This window comes from Buttiauxella massiliensis (assembly GCF_902500225.1).
Taxonomy (GTDB): Bacteria; Pseudomonadota; Gammaproteobacteria; order Enterobacterales; family Enterobacteriaceae; genus Buttiauxella; species Buttiauxella massiliensis.
Map to the genome: position 1 here is coordinate 32,793 of NZ_LR722662.1, position 19,444 is coordinate 52,236.

19 protein-coding genes are annotated in these 19,444 nt (G+C 49.2%); 5 read left to right on the forward strand and 14 right to left on the reverse strand.

Features of this window, described 5'->3' with window-relative positions; translation table 11 throughout:
* The first annotated feature begins 52 nt into the window (after positions 1-52).
* Positions 53-346 (forward strand): YicS family protein, encoded by a 294-nt coding sequence (locus GC128_RS18685; RefSeq protein ID WP_151995551.1) that lies wholly within the window; start codon positions 53-55, stop codon positions 344-346.
* 46 nt (positions 347-392) lie between these two features.
* On the opposite strand, the gene proY is transcribed toward GC128_RS18685, so the two are convergent.
* The 4 genes from proY to phoB form a co-directional block, all read right to left on the reverse strand.
* On the reverse strand, positions 393-1,775 hold the full coding sequence (gene proY / locus GC128_RS18690; RefSeq protein WP_151995552.1) for a proline-specific permease ProY: 1,383 nt from the start codon (positions 1,773-1,775) through the stop codon (positions 393-395).
* A gap of 72 nt (positions 1,776-1,847) precedes the next feature.
* Positions 1,848-3,170, reverse strand: coding sequence for a branched-chain amino acid transporter carrier protein BrnQ (gene brnQ, locus GC128_RS18695; protein WP_151995553.1), 1,323 nt, complete (start codon positions 3,168-3,170; stop codon positions 1,848-1,850).
* Positions 3,171-3,582: 412 nt separating this feature from the next.
* Complete coding sequence (gene phoR / locus GC128_RS18700; protein WP_151995554.1) at positions 3,583-4,890, reverse strand: phosphate regulon sensor histidine kinase PhoR; 1,308 nt, start codon at positions 4,888-4,890, stop codon at positions 3,583-3,585.
* A gap of 22 nt (positions 4,891-4,912) precedes the next feature.
* Positions 4,913-5,602, reverse strand: a complete 690-nt coding sequence (gene phoB / locus GC128_RS18705) for a phosphate response regulator transcription factor PhoB (RefSeq protein ID WP_064516559.1) — start codon at positions 5,600-5,602, stop codon at positions 4,913-4,915.
* A 191-nt stretch (positions 5,603-5,793) separates the two neighbouring features.
* Here phoB and sbcD point away from each other — a divergent pair, with 191 nt between their 5' ends.
* A complete protein-coding gene (sbcD, locus tag GC128_RS18710) occupies positions 5,794-7,011 on the forward strand; it encodes an exonuclease subunit SbcD (protein ID WP_151995555.1) in 1,218 nt (405 codons plus the stop codon).
* Positions 7,008-10,163: an exonuclease subunit SbcC gene (gene sbcC, locus GC128_RS18715; RefSeq protein WP_151995556.1), complete on the forward strand. Its 3,156-nt coding sequence runs from the start codon at positions 7,008-7,010 to the stop codon at positions 10,161-10,163. Before sbcD ends, sbcC begins: the two co-directional genes overlap by 4 nt.
* Positions 10,164-10,221: 58 nt before the next feature.
* On the opposite strand, the gene mak is transcribed toward sbcC, so the two are convergent.
* Positions 10,222-11,133, reverse strand: coding sequence for a fructokinase (mak, locus tag GC128_RS18720; RefSeq protein ID WP_151995557.1), 912 nt, complete (start codon positions 11,131-11,133; stop codon positions 10,222-10,224).
* A gap of 125 nt (positions 11,134-11,258) precedes the next feature.
* On the opposite strand from mak, the gene rdgC reads away from it, so the two are divergent.
* Positions 11,259-12,170 (forward strand): recombination-associated protein RdgC, encoded by a 912-nt coding sequence (gene rdgC / locus GC128_RS18725; RefSeq protein WP_064516551.1) that lies wholly within the window; start codon positions 11,259-11,261, stop codon positions 12,168-12,170.
* 85 nt (positions 12,171-12,255) lie between these two features.
* Here the strand turns inward: rdgC and ppnP are convergent, their stop codons facing one another.
* From ppnP to GC128_RS18750, 5 genes are all read right to left on the reverse strand, one after another.
* Positions 12,256-12,549, reverse strand: a complete 294-nt coding sequence (gene ppnP, locus GC128_RS18730; RefSeq protein ID WP_034457894.1) for a pyrimidine/purine nucleoside phosphorylase — start codon at positions 12,547-12,549, stop codon at positions 12,256-12,258.
* Between the two features lie 80 nt (positions 12,550-12,629).
* Complete coding sequence (locus tag GC128_RS18735) at positions 12,630-13,307, reverse strand: AroM family protein (RefSeq protein WP_151995558.1); 678 nt, start codon at positions 13,305-13,307, stop codon at positions 12,630-12,632.
* A 280-nt stretch (positions 13,308-13,587) separates the two neighbouring features.
* Positions 13,588-13,779, reverse strand: a complete 192-nt coding sequence (locus GC128_RS18740; RefSeq protein WP_151995559.1) for a YaiA family protein — start codon at positions 13,777-13,779, stop codon at positions 13,588-13,590.
* A gap of 44 nt (positions 13,780-13,823) precedes the next feature.
* A complete protein-coding gene (gene aroL, locus GC128_RS18745) occupies positions 13,824-14,348 on the reverse strand; it encodes a shikimate kinase AroL (RefSeq protein ID WP_151995560.1) in 525 nt (174 codons plus the stop codon).
* 79 nt (positions 14,349-14,427) lie between these two features.
* Positions 14,428-14,889 carry a YaiI/YqxD family protein gene (locus GC128_RS18750; protein ID WP_064553011.1) on the reverse strand — a complete coding sequence of 154 codons (462 nt, stop codon included), beginning with the start codon at positions 14,887-14,889 and terminating at the stop codon, positions 14,428-14,430.
* A gap of 159 nt (positions 14,890-15,048) precedes the next feature.
* On the opposite strand from GC128_RS18750, the gene proC reads away from it, so the two are divergent.
* A complete protein-coding gene (proC, locus tag GC128_RS18755; RefSeq protein WP_151995561.1) occupies positions 15,049-15,858 on the forward strand; it encodes a pyrroline-5-carboxylate reductase in 810 nt (269 codons plus the stop codon).
* A gap of 33 nt (positions 15,859-15,891) precedes the next feature.
* Here proC and adrA read toward each other — a convergent pair whose 3' ends face one another.
* The 4 genes from adrA to GC128_RS18775 form a co-directional block, all read right to left on the reverse strand.
* Positions 15,892-17,019: a diguanylate cyclase AdrA gene (gene adrA, locus GC128_RS18760; protein ID WP_407643535.1), complete on the reverse strand. Its 1,128-nt coding sequence runs from the start codon at positions 17,017-17,019 to the stop codon at positions 15,892-15,894.
* Between the two features lie 93 nt (positions 17,020-17,112).
* Positions 17,113-17,427, reverse strand: a complete 315-nt coding sequence (locus GC128_RS18765) for a PsiF family protein (protein ID WP_151995563.1) — start codon at positions 17,425-17,427, stop codon at positions 17,113-17,115.
* 256 nt (positions 17,428-17,683) lie between these two features.
* A complete protein-coding gene (gene iraP / locus GC128_RS18770; RefSeq protein ID WP_151995564.1) occupies positions 17,684-17,944 on the reverse strand; it encodes an anti-adapter protein IraP in 261 nt (86 codons plus the stop codon).
* Positions 17,945-18,175: 231 nt separating this feature from the next.
* A complete protein-coding gene (locus GC128_RS18775) occupies positions 18,176-19,396 on the reverse strand; it encodes a multidrug efflux MFS transporter (protein ID WP_151995565.1) in 1,221 nt (406 codons plus the stop codon).
* Between the last annotated feature and the right edge of the window lie 48 nt (positions 19,397-19,444).

The following is a 19,444-nucleotide window of genomic DNA, read 5'->3' on the forward strand; positions in this document are numbered from 1 at the left end:
ATAAGTTAGCGCTACCTATAGTGAGAATATTCTCACCGTTCAGGAGACCGTTATGTCTATCGTCCGAAATATTACGCTGCTTCTTTGCGTGGTCTGGTCTGCCAATTCTCTGGCAAATTCGGCTTACGAATCTCTGCAGTTTGGCAAATATAAACAGCAAATTATCAGTGACTTGAAGAAGACTTGCCACCCGCAGAAGAAGACATCTGATGAGGTTTGGGCGAATAAAATCCTCTCTAACGAGGATAACAAAGCCTATATCCGTGATGCGAGGATTGCGCTTGAGCGCAATAACGAGAAAAACTACTGGGATGCAATAAGTAAAGTGGAATGCCCGGAGATGTAAGCAAGAAGGTGGATGTCGCTTTCGCTAGTCCACCTGACAACGGTGATTATACTCCGTTGCTGCTTTCGCTTGCGGCGAGTATCTGGCGGCGTTTGAATAGCCAACCGACCAACAGCAAAACTATCCACACACAGCCAACATACAGTGAAATGCGGGTGTCCGGGTGCCAGCCGATAAGCGCGATAATAAACACCAGGAACACTAGCCCGACTGCTGTAGTTGCAACGCCGCCCGGTACCGGGAATTTCAGCGCCTTTGTTTGTTCTGGTGAGAGTTTGCGGCGGAAAGCAATCTGCGACAGCAAAATCATAATCCACACCCACACGGTGGCAAAGGTTGCCAGCGACGCAATCACCAGGAATACATTTTCTGGAATTAGGTAATTTAACACTACCGCCAGCAACAACGCGAAACACATCACTAAAACCGTCACCCAAGGGATGCCGTTACGTGAGGTTTTAGCGAAGACTTTCGGCGCGCTGCCCTGCTCCGCCATGCCGTGTAACATGCGACCCACGCCAAATACATCGCTGTTAATCGCAGAAAGTGAAGCGGTGATCACCACAAAGTTCAGAATGCCTGCCGCAGCCGTTATCCCCATATGCTGGAAAGTCAGCACGAACGGGCTACCTTCCGTCCCTACCTGGTTCCACGGGTAAATCGACATGATGACAAACAGCGTGCCCACATAGAACACCAGAATGCGTAGAGGAACAGAGTTGATCGCACGTGGAATCGACTTCTGCGGGTCTTTCGCTTCACCAGCAGTAATACCAATGATTTCAATACCGCCGTAAGCAAACATCACCATCTGCAACGACATAATCATGCCTATCCAGCCATTGCTGAAGAAGCCGCCATTGCTCCATAAGTTATGAATACCTGTTGGCTTGCCGCCGTTACCAATACCCCACACGATGATGCCAATGCCGGCAGCAATCATGATAATGATGGTGGCAACCTTGAAGAATGAGAACCAGAACTCCAGCTCGCCGAACACCTTCACGCTCATCAGGTTAATGGCACAAATAATCAGCACCACGCTCAATACCCAGACCCAATGGGGCACCGCGGGGAACCAGAGACCCATATAGATACCGAAGGCGGTAACATCCGCAATCGCTACTATCAGGATTTCAAAACAGTAGGTCCAGCCAGTGATATATCCGGCTAATGGGCCAAGGTTGTCTTGCGCATAACGTGAGAATGAACTGGCTGAAGGGTTATGAACCGACATCTCGCCGAGTGCACGCATAATGATATATGCCGCCACCCCGCCAATGATGTAAGCCAGCAATACACTTGGGCCAGCCATTTTAATTGCGTCTGCCGAGCCATAAAACAGCCCGGTGCCAATTGCCGAACCCAACGCCATAAAGCGTATGTGCCGGGTACTCAAGCCGCGCTTGAGTTTATTAGCGTTTTCCATTGATTCCATACCTGCTTAACAATAAAAAAAAACCACGGAGCTAAGCCCCGTGGTTGAACATAATTTTAATTTTTAGTGGGCGGCGGATGCCACCTGTCGCCCTGCGGCACGGTCCCAAATAATGGCAATAACCACCATGATGACCGTTGGTGCTAGCCATGCCAACCCTTGATCAGCAAGCGGCAAACGCGCCGTCCACGCTGGTAAAATATCACTGATTGCCGAAGCTTTAATCCCATCAAGGATACCGAACAAGGTACTGATGAGCATCGCCGGAGCGATAACGCGAGTTGAATTATGCCACCACGGACGGGTGAAACTCAGTACCACCAGCGCAATACACGGTGGGTAAATCGCCGTCAGCACGGGAATCGAAATCTGAATCAAATGGCTCAGGCCGAGGTTAGAAACCACCATCGAGAACAGGCCAAGGATAAACACCAGCGAGCGGTAAGAAAGCGGCAGATACTGGCTGAAGAACTCAGCACACGCACAAGTCAGGCCAATCGCCGTTACCATACACGCGAGGAAAATCAGCGCGGCAAGGAAGAAGCTACCGGCACCACCGAAGGTATGAGCAACATACGCATGCAGAATTGCGGCACCGTTCGCGTTTTGATCGCTAACCAGCGATGCGCTGTCAGAACCCAGACGGAACAGAGCAAGGTAAATCAGCGTTAAACCAACACCTGCAATCAGGCCAGCCCAGATTGTATAGCGCGTCAGCAAGCGAGATTCCGTAACGCCACGTGAACGCGCTGCGTTAACAATGACAATCCCGAAGACCAAAGATGCCAGCGTATCCATGGTCAGATAACCATTGACGAAGCCGTTAGAAAACGCCGCATGTTGGTACGCTTCCGTCGCGGTGCTGATACCGCCTGCAGGCCACAGAATCGCGCCGACTGACAACGCCAATAACGCGACAATTTTTACCGGAGCCAGCACGTGACCGACTGTGTCCAGCAATTTGCCCGGATACAAAGAGATGGCCATAACAATGGCAAAATAAACCAGGCTGTAGATAAACAGAGCAAGTTCACTGCTGCCAACCAGCGGCGCAATCCCCACTTCGAAGGAGACAGTCGCTGTACGAGGTGTCGCAAACAGCGGACCAACGGCCAGATAACAAACGGTGGCCAACAGCACACCAGCACGGCGGCCAATTGGCGAGCTCAGGCTATCAATACCACCACCAACGCGGGCGATAGCGACAATAGTCAGAACGGGCAGGCCAACTGCTGTGACCAGAAAGCCAAGGGAGGCAATCCAAACGTGTTCACCAGCCTGTAACCCCACCATTGGCGGGAAAATGATATTGCCTGCTCCAACAAACAGCGCAAAGGTCATAAAGCCCAGTGCGAGGATGTCACGAGATTTCAAATGATGGGTCATAAAATTTTGCAGCCTGTGGATGTGTGGTGTTGTTTGAAAGTATTCAAATTTCTATGTCTGGAAACTCAGCATAAAACCGGCAATCAGGAGTTACGACAGCGGAAAATCCTTTCCGGGATCGGTGGAGAAGAATAGTTGTTTGAATTACCACTCAAATCCAGTCGGTCTACTAATTACAGGGGCGCAATTAAAACGCTTATAGCGTTTGAAGGCAAGAAGGGATCCTAAAACCAGATTGATATCCTTAAATTAGCCAGGAAGTTAGAGGATAAGTTTATCCATCAGAAAATATCATGGTCGTTTGTGCGGTCAAATTATAACCGATCGAGGATTATTGATTTACATCTGAGCAAAAAAAACACAGACCAGAAAACTGGCCTGTGGAAAGTTTTTTTGACACTACGAGAGCAAACTACTCTGCCTGAACCACTTTTTCGTTAACGATAAGACGCTCAGGCAGTACAAAGGAAAAGGTGGTTCCTTTACCCAGTTGGCTTTCAATATGCAGACGTGCGTCGTGGTGGCTCAAAGCATGTTTCACTATCGCCAGTCCCAGCCCACTGCCACCGGTTTGCCGTGAACGCGCTTTATCCACGCGGTAGAAACGCTCGGTCAGGCGCGGAATGTGTTCTGCTGAAATGCCCGGCCCCGTGTCTGCAACACTAAAACACGCCCCGCCCGCCGCCCGTTTCCAGCTCACCGTAATATGCGTGCCATCTGGCGTATGGTTGACTGCGTTGTACACGAGGTTCGAAATCGCACTGCGCAGTTGCTCTTCGTTACCAAACACTTTTAAAGCCGGATCAATATCAAACTGTAACGTCTGTCTTTGTTGGCTGAGAGTCTGCGCTTCGCGCTCCACCACACGCAACATCAGTGGAACATCAATCTTTTCATTGAGCACCATCGCAGGTGCTGCTTCAATTTTTGATAGCGTGAGAAGCTGCTTAACCAGCCCTTCCATACGTGAAGTTTGTTCGCGCATCGTGCCCAGCGCTTTCTCGCGCAGCGGGCCTTCAAGGGTTTGATCCTGCATCATCTCCAGATAACCTTGCAGCACCGTTAACGGCGTACGCAGTTCATGGCTGACGTTGGCAAAGAAGTTGCGACGCGCTCCTTCAAGCTGGTGCATCTGAGTCACATCACGCGCCACCAGCAGCCACTGTTCGTCGCTATAAGGCATTACGCGAAATTCCAGATGACGGCCATTATTGAGTACGAGTGTCAGCGGGCGAGCAAAATCTTTCTGCGACAAATAGCGGGTAAATTCAGGGTAACGCAGCAAGTTCAGGATGTTCTGCCCGTTATCATCCGGCCAGCGCAAGCCCAGCAATTGTTGAGCCAGGCCGTTACACCAAAAAATCGTCCCTTCTTCGGTGGTGAGCACAACCGCATCGGGCAATGATTCTGCACCGCTACGAAAGCGCTTAATCAAATTGCCTAATTCTTTACGGCGCTTTTTATTACGCAGTTGCATCTGGTGAAGGCCGTACAACAGCGGGTCCCAACTCCCCCGCCCCGGCGGTGGCGTCATGCTGCGATCAACCCACAACCACCACGACAGACGCAGCAGATTCCAGAAATGCCAAACCAGCAGCCCAGTGACTGCCAGTAATAAAAACCAGGGTAAATGGCCAAAAATAAGGCCTAAAATGACGGCCGGTATACAACAGAGCACCAGCTCCAGTACCAGCCTTTTCCATGACAACCGTTCCAGCACGCGTCACTCTCCTGATAAGGAATTAAAAGCGGGTTGAGAACCGATAACCCGTACCGCGTACTGTTTGTACCATTCTGTCATGCCCACTATGTTCGAGCGCTTTGCGTAACCGCCGAATATGTACGTCCACCGTTCGGTCTTCGACATACACATTGGTGCCCCATACATGGTTTAGCAATTGTTCACGGCTATACACCCGCTCCGGGTGTGTCATAAAGAAGTGCAGTAGCTTAAATTCTGTTGGCCCCATATCCAATGGGTTTTCCCCGGTCATCACGCGATGCGACGACGGGTCGAGAATAAGCCCCTGCATATCGATCACTTCTTCTACTGCCATCGGAGAGATACGGCGCATCACAGCTTTAATACGCGCCACCAACTCTTTCGGAGAAAACGGCTTAGTAATATAGTCATCGGCCCCAACTTCGAGACCTCGCACACGGTCTTCTTCTTCCCCACGCGCAGTCAGCATCATCACCGGTATATCACGCGTCATAGCTTCACGTTTCAGGTGCTTAATAAACTGAATACCGGAGCCGCCTGGCAGCATCCAGTCCAGCAGAATCAGGTCGGGGAAAGGTTCGATAAGCAAGTTCACTGCACTGTCATAATCTTCCGCTTCAACTGGCTGAAAACCGTTTTGCTCAAGCACAAAACTGACCATCTCGCGGATTGGAGCTTCATCTTCTACGACCAGAATGCGTTTCGCCATGATTTGTCTTGTCCAGGGAATAATTATTGTTGTTTCAATGCGGTGCCATTATGCGTCAGATTTATGACAGATTTATGAAAAAAATGACCGTTCAGCAACCCATCAATTTCATTTATGACACAGAGACATATGCCGTTTTTTACCTTGTCCCCTTATAATCGGGACTTCATTGTTAAGCCACCGGACAGGTCATGCGCATAATTCACACATCAGACTGGCATCTTGGTCAAAATTTTTATACCAAAAGTCGCGGTCCTGAGCACCAGGCTTTTCTTGAATGGCTGCTCAAAGCTGCCGTTGAAAATGATGTGGATGCCATAATCGTCGCGGGTGATATTTTTGATACCGGCTCGCCACCAAGCTATGCGCGAGAACTCTACAACCGTTTTGTGGTGCAGCTCCAGGCGACGGGATGCTCGCTCGTGGTGCTGGCTGGAAACCATGATTCAGTGGCGACGCTCAACGAATCCCGCGAGCTTATGGCCTGCCTGAACACATATGTGATTGCCAGTGCCCGCCATGATGCCAGCCAGCAAGCTATCGTTCTTAATACCAAAAGCGGCAAGGCGGGTGCGATTCTCTGTCCAATCCCATTTTTGCGCCCACGCGATATTCAAAACAGCCAGGCGGGGCTGTCCGGCCATGAAAAACAGCGTTCTTTAATGGAAGCCATTAGCGAACATTATCAGCAGTGTTATCGCGCAGCCTGCGATTTGCGCGCTGACGCGAAGCTGCCGATTATCGCCACCGGGCATTTAACGACCGTCGGCGTGACAAAAAGCGATGCAGTACGTGACATCTATATTGGCACGCTTGATGCCTTCCCGGCGCAGCATTTCCCGGATGCCGATTACATAGCGCTTGGCCATATTCATCGTGCGCAATTAATTGGCGGCACCGAACATATCCGTTACAGCGGTTCACCTATTCCGCTAAGTTTTGACGAAACCGGCAAGACCAAGAGCGTTTATCTGGTTGAGTTTGCCGAGGGTAAACTTCATGAGGTCACCCCACTGACTGTTCCTGTTAGCCAGCAGTTAGCGGTCATTAAAGGTTCGCTGTCTGAAATTGAACAGCAACTAGAACAGTGGCGCGATGCCCCCGCAGAACCCAAAGTGTGGCTGGATATCGAAATCGCCACCGATGAATACCTGCATGATATGCAACGCCATATCCAGCAAATCACCGAAACGCTGCCAGTAGAAGTGGTGTTGCTGCGCCGTAGCCGTGAGCAGCGTGAACGCGTAATCGCCCAGCAGCATAAAGAAACCCTGAGTGAACTCACCGTTGAGGAAGTTTTTGAGCGCCGCCTGGTTCAGGAAGAGACCACGGAAGAGCGTGCACAGCGTTTGCGCACACTGTTTGCTCAAACCGTTGCCAGTCTGCATGACACGGAGGAACAGGCATGAAAATCCTTAGCCTGCGGTTAAAAAACCTCAACTCCCTGAAAGGGGAATGGAAAATTGATTTCACCAGCGAACCTTTTGCCAGCAACGGATTGTTTGCTATCACCGGGCCAACCGGTGCCGGGAAAACCACCTTGCTGGATGCGATTTGCCTGGCGCTTTACCACAAGACTCCGCGCCTCAATACCGTCTCGCAGTCGCAAAATGATCTGATGACACGCGATACAGCCGAATGTCTGGCAGAAGTGGAGTTTGAAGTTAAAGGTGTTGCCTACCGTGCTTTCTGGAGCCAGAACCGGGCGCGCAACGCGGTAAACGGCAATCTACAAGCCCCGCGTGTCGAGCTGGCAGAAGTGGAAAGTGGCAAGATTGTCGCCGATAAAGTGAAAGATAAGCTCGATATCACGGCAAAACTGACTGGGCTGGATTACGACCGTTTCACCCGCTCAATGATGTTGTCTCAGGGGCAGTTCGCCGCATTTTTAAATGCCGATGCCAATGACCGTGCCTCGCTGCTCGAAGAACTGACCGGCACTGAAATTTACGGCACCGTTTCTGCGGCCGTTTTTGAAAATCATAAAAATGTGCGCAGCCAACTTGAGAACCTGCAAGCCCAGGCTGCTGGTGTAGCGTTATTGAGCGAAGAGCAGCGCCAGCAGCTTGCTGAGAGTTTGCAGGCACTTACTACTGAAGAAAAAGTACAGCTTGCAGAACAACTTAAACTCCAGCAACACCAGCAGTGGCTCGGCCTGCTTTCACAGCTCACACAGAAGCATACACAGACCCAACAGGCCTTGAATGCTGCAACCCTCGCAATAACAGAGGCGGCACCGCAGTTAGAAAAACTCACCCGAGCGCAACCCGCAGAAAAACTGCGCCCGGACTGGAAACGGTTACAGGAATTACAAACCACTCTACAAGCCACGCGCATTAAAACTGAGGAAGTGAACACTCGCTTACTTCAGACAAAGGCACGCCGCCAGCAGACCCGGCTCGCAGCAGCAAGCCAGGCTGCAAAACTGACTGAAGATAATACTCAGCTTCAGGATTGGCTGAAAACCCACGGACATTTTCGCTTGTGGGGTGCAGAACTGGCAGGCTGGCGCATGGCTTTCGGCCAGCAACAGCGTGATGCCACTCAGCTACAAACTTTGCTACGAGATATAGACGCCAGCCAGAAAAAACTCGCTCTGCTGCCCGTCATTGAATTGTCTCTTAGCGCAGATGAAGTTAGTGCTCATTTACAGACGACGATTGCCGCACGCCCTCAGCGCCAGAGGCTTGCAACGCTTCAACCGCAGCTCTCCTCATTACTCAAGCGCAAAGCTCTTCAGCAACAAGAGCTCGCCATTCTTGAGAAACAGATTACCGAGGGCGATGCGCAGCTGGTGCTTAAACGCCAGCAATATAAAGAACGCCACCAGCATGAGCGTGATTTGGAGAAACTCTGCGAACGTGAAAAGCTTATTGTCAGCCTGGAAGCTGAACGCGCCCTTTTGCAGCCTGAGCAACCCTGCCCATTGTGCGGCTCCACGCAACACCCGGCGGTCGCTGATTACCAGGCGATACAACCAGGTGAAAACCAGCAGCGCCTGGATAAATTAAAACTGGAAGTGGCAAGCCTTGCAGAAGCGGGCTTTGCGATGAAAGGTCAGCTTGATACACAGCGTAAACAACGTGAAAACCTGATTCATACCATCAAGACCCTGGATGAAGAGGAAAATGAGCTACGTGCTCACTGGCAACAACTGTGTGCCAACCTGCAATTGGTGCTGGCACCCGAAGATGATATTCAGCACTGGCTCGAAAGTGAGGAGCAGCGCGAACAACAGCTGCATCAGCTTAGCCAGCGCATTGTGCTGGAAGAACAGCTAACTCAGGCGAAAGTCCAGCATCGTAAACTTGCCGATGAAATTGCAACCCAACGCGATGCGTTGAACACCGCCCTGGAAAATGTTGGCCTGCAACATCCCGCTCACGGTGAAGAAAATAACTGGCTGGCACAGAGACAGCAGGAATCGCAACTCTGGCAGCAACGCAGTGAACAGTTACCGCGTTTGCAGCAACAACTGGCGACCCTTGAGAGTGTGTTAAATGCCTTTGTTGATGATGGCACCCTGCCAGCGTTGCTATCCGAAAGCGAACAAATCGCAGCATTACAAAACTGGCACTCGTTGCACAGCGATTGCATCGCACTAGAGAGCCAATGGCAAACACTGCAACAGCAACTGCAACAAGAAGAAACCCGTGTTGCTCAGGCAAACACACAATTCCTGAGTGCGCTTGCCGCAAGTCCCTTTGCCGACGTGGAATCATTCCAGGCGGCTTTGCTGGATGAAAATGAACGCCAGATGCTTGAGCAGAAAAAGCAGCAGCTTGAGCAACAACACCAGCAGCAAACCGTGCTCTGCCAGCAGGCTGAGAAAGCGCTAGCGGAGCATATTGCGGCTCGCCCGCAAGCGCTGGCGGAAGATACACAGCTGAGCGAGCTGCAAGAACAGCTGGCTCAATGCAACCAACAACTGCGCGAGAACACCACTCAGCAAGGGCAAATTCAGCAACAGTTACAACATGACGTGGAAAACCGTCAGCGCCAACAAGGGCTGATGCAGGCAATTGTTGAGTGCCAGCAACAAGTTGAAGACTGGGGTTATCTCAATGCGTTGATTGGCTCAAAAGAAGGCGACAAATTCCGTAAGTTTGCCCAAGGGCTGACGCTCGACAACCTGGTATGGCTTGCCAACAACCAGCTCAACCGACTGCACGGTCGCTATTTGCTACAACGAAAAGACAGCGAAGCGCTGGAATTACAAGTGGTGGATACCTGGCAGGCTGATGCGGTGCGTGACACGCGTACACTTTCTGGTGGCGAGAGCTTCCTGGTCAGCCTCGCGCTGGCACTGGCGCTCTCCGATCTGGTGAGCCATAAAACGCGTATCGATTCGCTGTTCCTCGATGAAGGCTTTGGCACGCTGGACGCTGAAACATTGGATACCGCGCTAGATGCGCTGGATACACTTAACGCCAGTGGAAAAACTATCGGTGTTATCAGCCATGTTGAAGCAATGAAAGAGCGCATTCCGGTACAGATCAAGGTTAAAAAAATCAACGGATTGGGAGTGAGTCGCCTGGCGAAGGAGTTTGCTGTCGGGTGATTTTTGTCGATGACGCTGCGCTTATCTGAGCTACAGGCACAGCGTCATAGGCCCGCTTTTATTTCTCTAATGGCCACAACCATGCAGCACCACGGACACCGCTGGAATCACCGTGCACCGCTTTACGAATTGGGGTTTCGCACTCTCCACCAAATACCCATGGTTTCACTAGCTGCGGCACCGTTTTGTACAAGCGTTCGTTGTTGCTCATCCCACCGCCCAATACGATCACATCGGGATCGAGAATATTGACGATGTGCGCCAGTGATTTTGCGAGACGCATTTCGTAACGCGCGATCGCCAGCTCAGCGACAGGATCTTGTTGATCGACTAAATGCATGATCTCATTGCCTTTGAGCTGTTTTCCGCTCAGGCGATGGTAATCCGTGCCAAAGCCGGTACCGGAAATAAAGGTTTCGATGCACCCTTGTTTGCCACAGTAGCAAGGCACTTCCTCGCGAAAACGTAGCTCGTCTTCGTCCATCCACGGTAATGGGTTGTGCCCCCATTCGCCCGCAGTACCGTTACCACCAATCAAACTGCGACCATTAATGGCAATACCTGAGCCACAGCCGGTTCCGATAATCACCGCAAAAACAATCGCTGCCCCTGCTGCTGCACCATCTATGGCTTCGGAAACCGCCAGGCAGTTGGCATCGTTTGCCAAACGCACTTCACGGCTTAGCGCATCGCATAAGTCTTTGTCGAAAGATTGGCCATTGAGCCAGGTTGAGTTGGCATTTTTTACCACTCGGGTGTAGGGCGAAATCGAGCCTGGGATACCAACTCCGACCGTTCCCTTCTCACCTGTGGCCTCTTCAGCCAGGCGTACCAATTCAGCAATGGTGCCAATGGTTTGCTGATAATCATTTTTCGGTGTTGGCAGGCGATGACGGAAAAGTTGTTTACCATCATCCGCCAGTGCGATCACTTCTGTTTTTGTTCCACCTAAATCGATACCAATGCGCACAGCGATGCCCTCATTTAATTAGTGTTATCAACAGAATAGAAGTGTGGCCCTGTAAAGGCAATGAAACACAGCCGCTGATTCGCTATCATGCCCGCTGCGTTTAACTGACAGTCCGGGAAATAATCATGCTGTGGTTCAAAAATTTAATGGTTTACCGTTTAAGCCGTGACATCACGCTTTCAGCGGATGAGATGGAAAAACAGTTGGCCGCGTTTACTTTCACCCCATGTGGCAGCCAGGATATGGCAAAGACCGGCTGGGTGTCGCCAATGGGTTCGCACAGCGATGCATTAACCCATGTAGCCAACGGGCAGATTGTGATTTGCGCCCGTAAAGAAGAAAAAATCCTCCCGGCCCCGGTGATTAAACAAGAACTGGAAGCGAAGATCAGCCGTCTTGAAGCCGAACAAGCTCGTAAGCTGAAAAAGACCGAGAAAGATTCCCTAAAAGATGAAGTGCTGCACTCTTTGCTGCCACGCGCTTTCAGTCGTTTCAATCAAACCATGATGTGGATCGATACCGTCAACGGTTTGATCATGGTCGATTGTGCCAGTGCTAAAAAAGCTGAAGATACGCTGGCACTGCTGCGTAAAAGCCTCGGTTCGCTGCCTGTTGTGCCATTGGCGCTGGAAACCCCTATTGAGCTGACGCTGACTGAGTGGGTGCGTTCTGGCGACGTGCCTCCGGGCTTTGCGCTGATGGATGAAGCCGAGCTTAAAGCTATTCTCGAAGGCGGCGGTGTGATTCGCTGTAAGCAGCAGGATCTGGTTTGCGATGAGATTGCAGCCCATATCGAAGCTGACAAAGTGGTCACCAAACTGGCTCTCGACTGGCAAGAACGCATTCAGTTTTTGATTGCTGACGACGGTTCGATTAAGCGCCTGAAGTTTGCCGATACCCTGCGTGACCAAAATGAGGATATTGACCGTGAAGATTTCGGTGCTCGTTTTGATGCAGATTTTATTCTGATGACGGGTGAACTGGCGGCGTTGATTAAGAACCTGGTGGAAGCACTGGGCGGCGAAGCTCAACGCTAACATTTTTCAGAAGAGAATGTTTTACCCTAAATAATTCGAGTTGCAGGCAGGCGACACACCTGCAACTTGAAGTGTGAAGGGTAAATTATTTATCAGCTAAATAACGGCAAAGATACGACGTAGGTTCAGCGACTTGTAAATGGAATTCACTGTGTCCAGGAACATGGAACACGGTGCCCGCTGCATAAGTTTTCCACTCGGTTTCACCCGGTAGTAAAACGTGTAATGCACCACTGATGACGGTCATTTCTTCTGGTTGAGCCGTGCCAAAAGTGTATTCACCTTCAACCATGACCCCAACACTCGCGCGGCCAGTGCTGCTGCTTGTAAAACCAATAGATTTCACTTTACCGGAAAAGTACTCATTACTTTGAAGCATGACCAGGCCCTTTTTAAAATAGTTGAAAAAACAATATAGAGGGGAACTTGAGAGCCTGTCACGCAAATTATTACCTGTCGTTATGCGAGCAATTCCGAGGCTAAACGTGCAATCAACACGTTCGATAACAATACCGGGACATCTAATGATTTTTGCAACAAATCGCGATGTTTTTGATGGAATCCAAGGCAGTCCAGCACCAAAACATCTGCACCACTTTCTACCAGTTTTTTTCCTGCATCGATGAGATCTTGCTCAGTTCCATGAACAGGGTTAGCCAGTTCATACAGCGGCTCAATGGGGAGTAACTCCCATTTTTTATTCTGATATTTCATCATTTCGGGAACGGGAAGAATGATACCGACCTGGTGTCCATCGACTATTGAAGCCACAAGCGGTGGAATAATTCGCTCAGGCTCCAGCAAGATACCTTTACGCACCGAGAGGTTGGCTAAGCGGTGTGTGCTCATCAATAAAATGACATCGAAACCCTGGTTATCCAGCACCTCAATAACACTTTGCAACGCTCGCTCTACTTTCTGCTTCCCCACGTAAGCCAAAACATTACCGGTTAACAGCGTCAGAAGTTGTTCTTCATCGGGTGACGGTGAAAATTCTTCCATCACTTCGCCATAAGAAAGATTACCTAACAGACTGAAAGTTTTAATTTGTTCTTCAGAAATATGGTCTGTGAGTAACGGCAGTATTTCACTGACCGGGACGACACCAATGGTGAGAATTGCCAATGTTTGTTTCATGTTTCGTTCCGCCCTTGTCCCATATCAGTCCTTCACTGCTGCACTGGTATCTTTCCTGTGAATGATACTCTGCTGAAGGTCGCTCAATAATTAACCACAAAGCGTAGCAGCATAATTGCAGAGCATCTGCCGGAATGTTCAACGAAACGTCAACGACATATATACAACATCACGATAATGATTTGTTAACAACAAGATTAAACGAAAGGTGTGATTAGTGACCAGGTCATTGAGTTAATTCGGAAAACAGGGGGGTAATCATGGCGTCCATGCCGAGGTATTACGTTTTTTGCGGATCTTCATAACGCCGCTTCGCATCCAGCGCTTCTTGTTCTGTTTCGTGTTCACTAATCAGCGTATCAGGATGGGGATGGTCAGCACGGAGTTGATACCAGGTCACGGTCTGGTCAGTAGCGCCTTTTTCAACAGTAACAATTCGTGCTTCTCGGGGATAGGGAGGATTGCTCGCCATCGCTCTTCCTTAGGTTATGGATGAGCGTTAAGTATAGACAATGATTAGCTGGCACGAACCGTATGCAATGCTGTAATCACCGCTTCGACAATCTCGGCTGGCGGACGAGTGGCATCAATCACATGGTGTGCAGCCTGGTTGTACAGCGCTTCACGCGCCGCGAGAACATCAACGATTTCGTCGGTAATAGGTCTGCCAGTCAGTGTTGGGCGTTGGCCCTCTTCCGGGAAGGCTTCTAAACGTGAAGCAAGGATTTGCGCCGGTGCACGTAAATAGATAACCACACCATGTTCACGCATAAACTGGCGATTACTTTCAGCCAGTACCATACCGCCGCCGGTTGCGATGACCGTATTGGGGGCCGTGACACTTTTCAGTGCGCCAGATTCTCGGCGACGAAAACCGTCCCATCCTTCTTGCGCCACAATATCAGCAACACTCATCTTGGTGCTGGTTAAAAGGTAGTGGTCGGTATCAACAAAGTTACAGCCCAATGCCTGCGCTAATGCAACACCGACGGTTGTTTTGCCACAACCTCGCGCGCCGACTAAATAAATGGGTTGAGTCATCGGTGGCTAATCCTTAGAAGTCCGCCAAAGGTTGCCATCATACCAGCAAGCTAGTACGTGGAATAGAATTACATCGGTATTAAGCGCTTTTTGAACGACCGGCGACAAGCAGCCATTTCTCCAGTTCATTGGCAAACATCTGGCGGTCGCGCTGATTAAGACTATCAGGCCCACCAGTTTGCACTCCACTGGCTCTTAATGTATCCATAAAATCGCGCATCGTCAGGCGCTCACGGATGGTAGCAGGTGTGTAAAGCTCACCGCGAGGATTAAGAGCAATCGCCCCCTTTTCCAGCACATCCGCTGCGAGCGGTATGTCAGCCGTGACCACTAAGTCACCTTTTTCACAACGGCGCACAATTTCGTTGTCAGCCACATCAAACCCCGTCGCTACTTGCAGGGTACGAATAAAGCGTGAAGGTGGGGTTTTCAGCCCCTGATTGGCTACCAGTGTTACCACAATTTGCGCACGTTCAGCCGCACGAAACAGCACTTCTTTTATGACTTTTGGACACGCATCGGCATCCACCCAAATTTGCATGACGACTCCTGATTGTCAGTGGGAATGGGGCGATCTTGCCGTGATTTTCCGTCAATCGCCAACTTTATCTTTGCTTGCTGTTCCGCCTGGACGTAGCGTGAGCGCCTGAAAGCACGGTAAGCTATGCTCATCACACAACTCAAAAGATGGAGTGAGACTTTGGATAAGAAAATTGGATTTATTGGTTGCGGCAACATGGGAAAAGCCATCCTGGGTGGCCTGATAGCCAGTGGACAGGTACTTCCAGGTAATATCTGGGTCTACACACCGTCGCCCGATAAAGTGGAAGCATTAGGCGACCAGTACGGTATTAATGCGGCGCAAAGTGCACAAGAAGTGGCGCAGATCGCCGATATCGTCTTCGGTGCAGTGAAACCCAATGTGATGATAAAAGTTCTCGGTGAAGTTAATTCCAGCCTGAATAAAGATACCGTGGTGATTTCAATTGCCGCAGGCATTACGCTGGATTCGTTGGCTAAAGCATTAGGCCATGACCGCAAAATTATCCGCGCAATGCCTAACACACCAGCATTAGTGAATGCAGGTATGACCTCGATTACGCCAAACGCCCTGGTTACTTCAGAAGATATTGCCGATGCGGTGAATATTTTCCGCAGCTTCGGGCTTGCCGAAGTCGTCTCTGAAAACATGATCCACCCGGTCGTTGGTGTCAGTGGTTCAGCACCGGCTTATGTCTTTATGTTTATCGAAGCTATGGCTGATGCCGCAGTGCTAGGTGGAATGCCGCGCAAGCAAGCGTATCAGTTTGCAGCACAGGCAGTGATGGGTTCAGCCAAAATGGTATTGGAAACAGGCCAGCATCCTGGTGAGTTGAAAGATATGGTGTGTTCACCGGGCGGTACAACGATTGAAGCGGTAAAAGTTCTGGAAGAAAAAGGGTTCAGAGCCGCAGTGATGGAAGCCGTAGTGAAATGTATGGCCAAATCCGAGCACTTAGGTAAATCATAATTTTTCTGCCCTCTCCTGTAATCGGAGAGGGTTTTAAGCCGCTATATCGGCGACCTCTGTGCGGCTACGACCCAGGTTTTTGGCTTTATACAGCGCCACATCGGCCGCTTTTAGCCATTCGCGATAATTAATCATACTTTTATCAAATTCCGCCACTCCTACGCTGATGCGCAGCGAAATACGCGGTGCATGAGGTATGCGAAACTCTTCAAGATATTCCCGTACTCGTGCCATCGCCTGTATTGCGCTTTCTTGAGCCGTGCCAGACATAATTACGCCAAACTCATCCCCCCCAAAGCGCCCGATAACATCGGTAATACGCAGAGTCAGTTGCAGATGCTCGGTAAGCGCCAGAATAGCCTCATCCCCCACATCGTGCCCGTATGAATCATTAATTGATTTAAAGTAATCAATATCAATGAGTAACAAAGTGGCACTACGCTGGTAACGCTGGCAGTTATCATACTCGCCATGCAGCAGATGCTCCCAGTGGCGGCGGTTATATACACCCGTCATGCCATCGCGAGTGCTCATATACATTAAACGCCGTTTATGTTCGGAGAGTTTGAGGGCAGTTCGGTAACTGACCAGGCCAAAGTAAGTCGGGTAAATCAGCAGGAATGGCAGACAAATCCATACCTGTGATGGCATGGTTTGTAGATTGAGTGGCATGTGAAACAAACCCAACGTCAGCAGACAACTCAGCACAATTACACCCAAGCCACCCAGGAACAATTTCAATCCACCACAGCCGACGTTGTTCATACACAACATTGCGAGAATTAGCGCTGATGGTAAAGCGTTCAACCCCATCACCGCAATCCACACGCCACCCATCAAAGAATCGACCATTAAGTTACGGATTTCGGCTCGGGCGGGATCGGATGCACGATCTGCAGTTTGCCATGCGAAGTGTGGCCAGATAAAACTATAGGCGACCAATAGCAACCACCACCACCCCGACACCGGTTGCATAACGAGCACTGAGGAGACACAGAAAAAACCTGTCGCTAATCCTATGATTCGAGGGATGTAAAGTCGTCGGGCAAATCGTCGCGCCGAGCGATGCTTGTCCTCATCAAGGTACGTTGAGCTATCCATAAATCCCCCACGAAGCCATCTTCCAGAACTGTGTTCATCTTTCATGATAATTAGGAATATTCTGAAATATTTTCCGTAATTATAGAAAGCTTAATCCGGGGGAAAGTATGATTTTATGAGTGAGTCAGCGAACCGACTCACCCATTTAGGCTATCAGGATTGTTTTTTCAGGCAATTACTCATAAAAGTTTTTCGTGTATCACCGGATAATGTTTTTTTGCCTGCCTCAGCGTTACAGTCTTTCATTTTCTGCTGCTGCGGCGTCAAACTTTTATCTGCTGGCGCTGACTGACTATTTTTCAGGCAATTGCTCATATACGTTTTACGGGCGTCCCCTTTCAGAGTTTGAGAGGTCGCTTGTTGGTTACACGACGTCATACGTTGCTGCTGCGGCGTCATCGCTTTATCTGCTGCCGCAGCCGACCCTATCACACCCGCCATTAACACCATTATCAATACAGTTTTCATAGCACCATCCTTTTTATTGTGGTGCATTAATTTTGGTCTGTAGTTGGAAAAATGGCGAACCGGCAGGCCGTGTATTGCTCTGTCTATTGCTTAAGCGAAGCGATAAAGCGCAGCAATCGGCACAAGGTTTCAGGAGGATTAAAAAGTACCCGGAGAGATAAGATAGCTGGATGCTAATGTAGTTTAGTTATTCTAATTAATAATAAGAAAATAAATAATGTGAAACTCCCACAAAAGAAATTAAGAATAGATCAAATCAAGTAGTCAGAGGAGTCAATAATCGCGATAAATATTGTTTAAGCACAGTATTATCATTAGCAGTCACTGAATCATCAGGCTGAGTTTCATTTAAAGCATCTTCAATATTTGTGATTATTGCTAGTCGTTCGCTGCGCTCCATTCTTTCGAGCATGGCGAAAATCACTATTTCCAGGGCTTCTATCTGTGCAACAAACTCTTTTGACTCTTCTTCTTTTTCAGCGAGTTTAGTCAGTAACTCAGAAATAAGGTTTTTCATAGTTCTAACCACCAGGGATTTGAAGCATGACGTTAGCATTATGATTTCAGATTGCCTAGAGGCTGAAGCGAATATTTTTATATGACTTATTAAATATGTGCCGGAGCCCAAAAATATTATCAGGTAACTATTCCGACACTAAAATGAATGACAACTATGGTATAGTAATTTCATGACTGACCATTTTTTAAGCAAAAAATAAAAAAATAGCTTCAGAATAAATGGGATAAATTATGAGCCAAACTGTTTTCTCTGGGCATCTTGTTGCTTTTTGCGCCGTAACATTACCGCCAGTTGCCAGACATTCAGCAATACAACCAACGCGGTAGCAAGAAATACCCAACGGTAACCCGCCATCGCGGAAACGCCAGCCCCCATGAGCGGCCCAACAACGTTTCCAAGATACATAAATGACTGATTATATCCAAAAATTCTTCCTGTAACCTGGTCACTGGAATACTTAACCAGCAAAGTTTGAACCGCAGGTAGCATCGCACCATCTGCAAAGCCAAGTAAAAAGCGCAATACAGCCAATTGCAGCGGTGATGTTACCCAGGACATAGCAAAAAATAATATTACTGCAAAGATTAGCGTCGCCATTAATACTCTGGCTGTGCCGATTCTGTCTCCTAACTTGCCTAATCTGGGAGCAGAAATAAGAGCTGATATACCTGGAACGGCAGCAATAAAACCACTAATGAATGCAATATTATTGCTTTCAGGGGAAAGATGCTTGATGAAAAGGGCAAGTATTGGCCCGACTGAACCATTACAAAGTTGAATGACCATCGTAGTGACGAACAGACTTATCATTAATTTAGGATAAGGTAATGACGCAAACACAGCTTTACCCGATAAACGATCGGCCTTGCTAATATTGGGACGCGCGCCTTCTTTTATCAGAAATAACGTCACTAAAAAACTTACCATCAACAATGCAGCCGTGACGTAGAAGACCATCCGCAACCCAAGGGTATCAGCCATATATCCACCCAAAAGTGGACCAACAATAACACCACTGATTTGTGCGGTGGAAAGTGTACTTAACGCCCAGCCACTGCGTTCTCTTGGAACTTGAGAAGCCACCAGCGCCATCGCGTTTGGAATATAACCGGAGGTTAACCCCATCACAGCGCGTAAAATAAAGAGTTGCCAAACATTAGTCGCAAATGCCTGTAGCAAAATAGCGACCGCCATACCCAGAGAAGCACGCAGCAGCATTAATTTTCGGCCTTTGCGGTCAGCAAGGCTTCCCCACATCGGAGAAACAATGGCGGACACCAGAAACGTCACGCTAAAGGTCAGACCCGACCACATTGATAACGCCTCGTGAGAAGTCACACCAAGTTGTTCTACATAAAGCGGTAAAAACGGCAGTATTTGGCTAATGGCAAGCCCGGTAAAAAAACAACCGAACCACACCGAGATAATGTTGACCTTCCAGGATTCCATACCGTTTACGCTTTATTAATGGGATAAAAAGATCTGCAGAATAATGTG

Coding starts and splice junctions, on each gene's coding strand:
- GC128_RS18740 (WP_151995559.1), bottom strand. CDS start 13,779: ATGGCGAGCAATCCTCCCTATCCCCGAGAAGCACGAATTGTTACTGTT.
- aroL (WP_151995560.1), bottom strand. CDS start 14,348: ATGACTCAACCCATTTATTTAGTCGGCGCGCGAGGTTGTGGCAAAACA.
- sbcD (WP_151995555.1), top strand. CDS start 5,794: ATGCGCATAATTCACACATCAGACTGGCATCTTGGTCAAAATTTTTAT.
- GC128_RS18750 (WP_064553011.1), bottom strand. CDS start 14,889: ATGCAAATTTGGGTGGATGCCGATGCGTGTCCAAAAGTCATAAAAGAA.
- ppnP (WP_034457894.1), bottom strand. CDS start 12,549: ATGCTTCAAAGTAATGAGTACTTTTCCGGTAAAGTGAAATCTATTGGT.
- iraP (WP_151995564.1), bottom strand. CDS start 17,944: ATGAAAAACCTTATTTCTGAGTTACTGACTAAACTCGCTGAAAAAGAA.
- proY (WP_151995552.1), bottom strand. CDS start 1,775: ATGGAAAACGCTAATAAACTCAAGCGCGGCTTGAGTACCCGGCACATA.
- GC128_RS18775 (WP_151995565.1), bottom strand. CDS start 19,396: ATGGAATCCTGGAAGGTCAACATTATCTCGGTGTGGTTCGGTTGTTTT.
- sbcC (WP_151995556.1), top strand. CDS start 7,008: ATGAAAATCCTTAGCCTGCGGTTAAAAAACCTCAACTCCCTGAAAGGG.
- GC128_RS18735 (WP_151995558.1), bottom strand. CDS start 13,307: ATGAAACAAACATTGGCAATTCTCACCATTGGTGTCGTCCCGGTCAGT.
- GC128_RS18765 (WP_151995563.1), bottom strand. CDS start 17,427: ATGAAAACTGTATTGATAATGGTGTTAATGGCGGGTGTGATAGGGTCG.
- rdgC (WP_064516551.1), top strand. CDS start 11,259: ATGCTGTGGTTCAAAAATTTAATGGTTTACCGTTTAAGCCGTGACATC.
- brnQ (WP_151995553.1), bottom strand. CDS start 3,170: ATGACCCATCATTTGAAATCTCGTGACATCCTCGCACTGGGCTTTATG.
- phoB (WP_064516559.1), bottom strand. CDS start 5,602: ATGGCGAAACGCATTCTGGTCGTAGAAGATGAAGCTCCAATCCGCGAG.
- GC128_RS18685 (WP_151995551.1), top strand. CDS start 53: ATGTCTATCGTCCGAAATATTACGCTGCTTCTTTGCGTGGTCTGGTCT.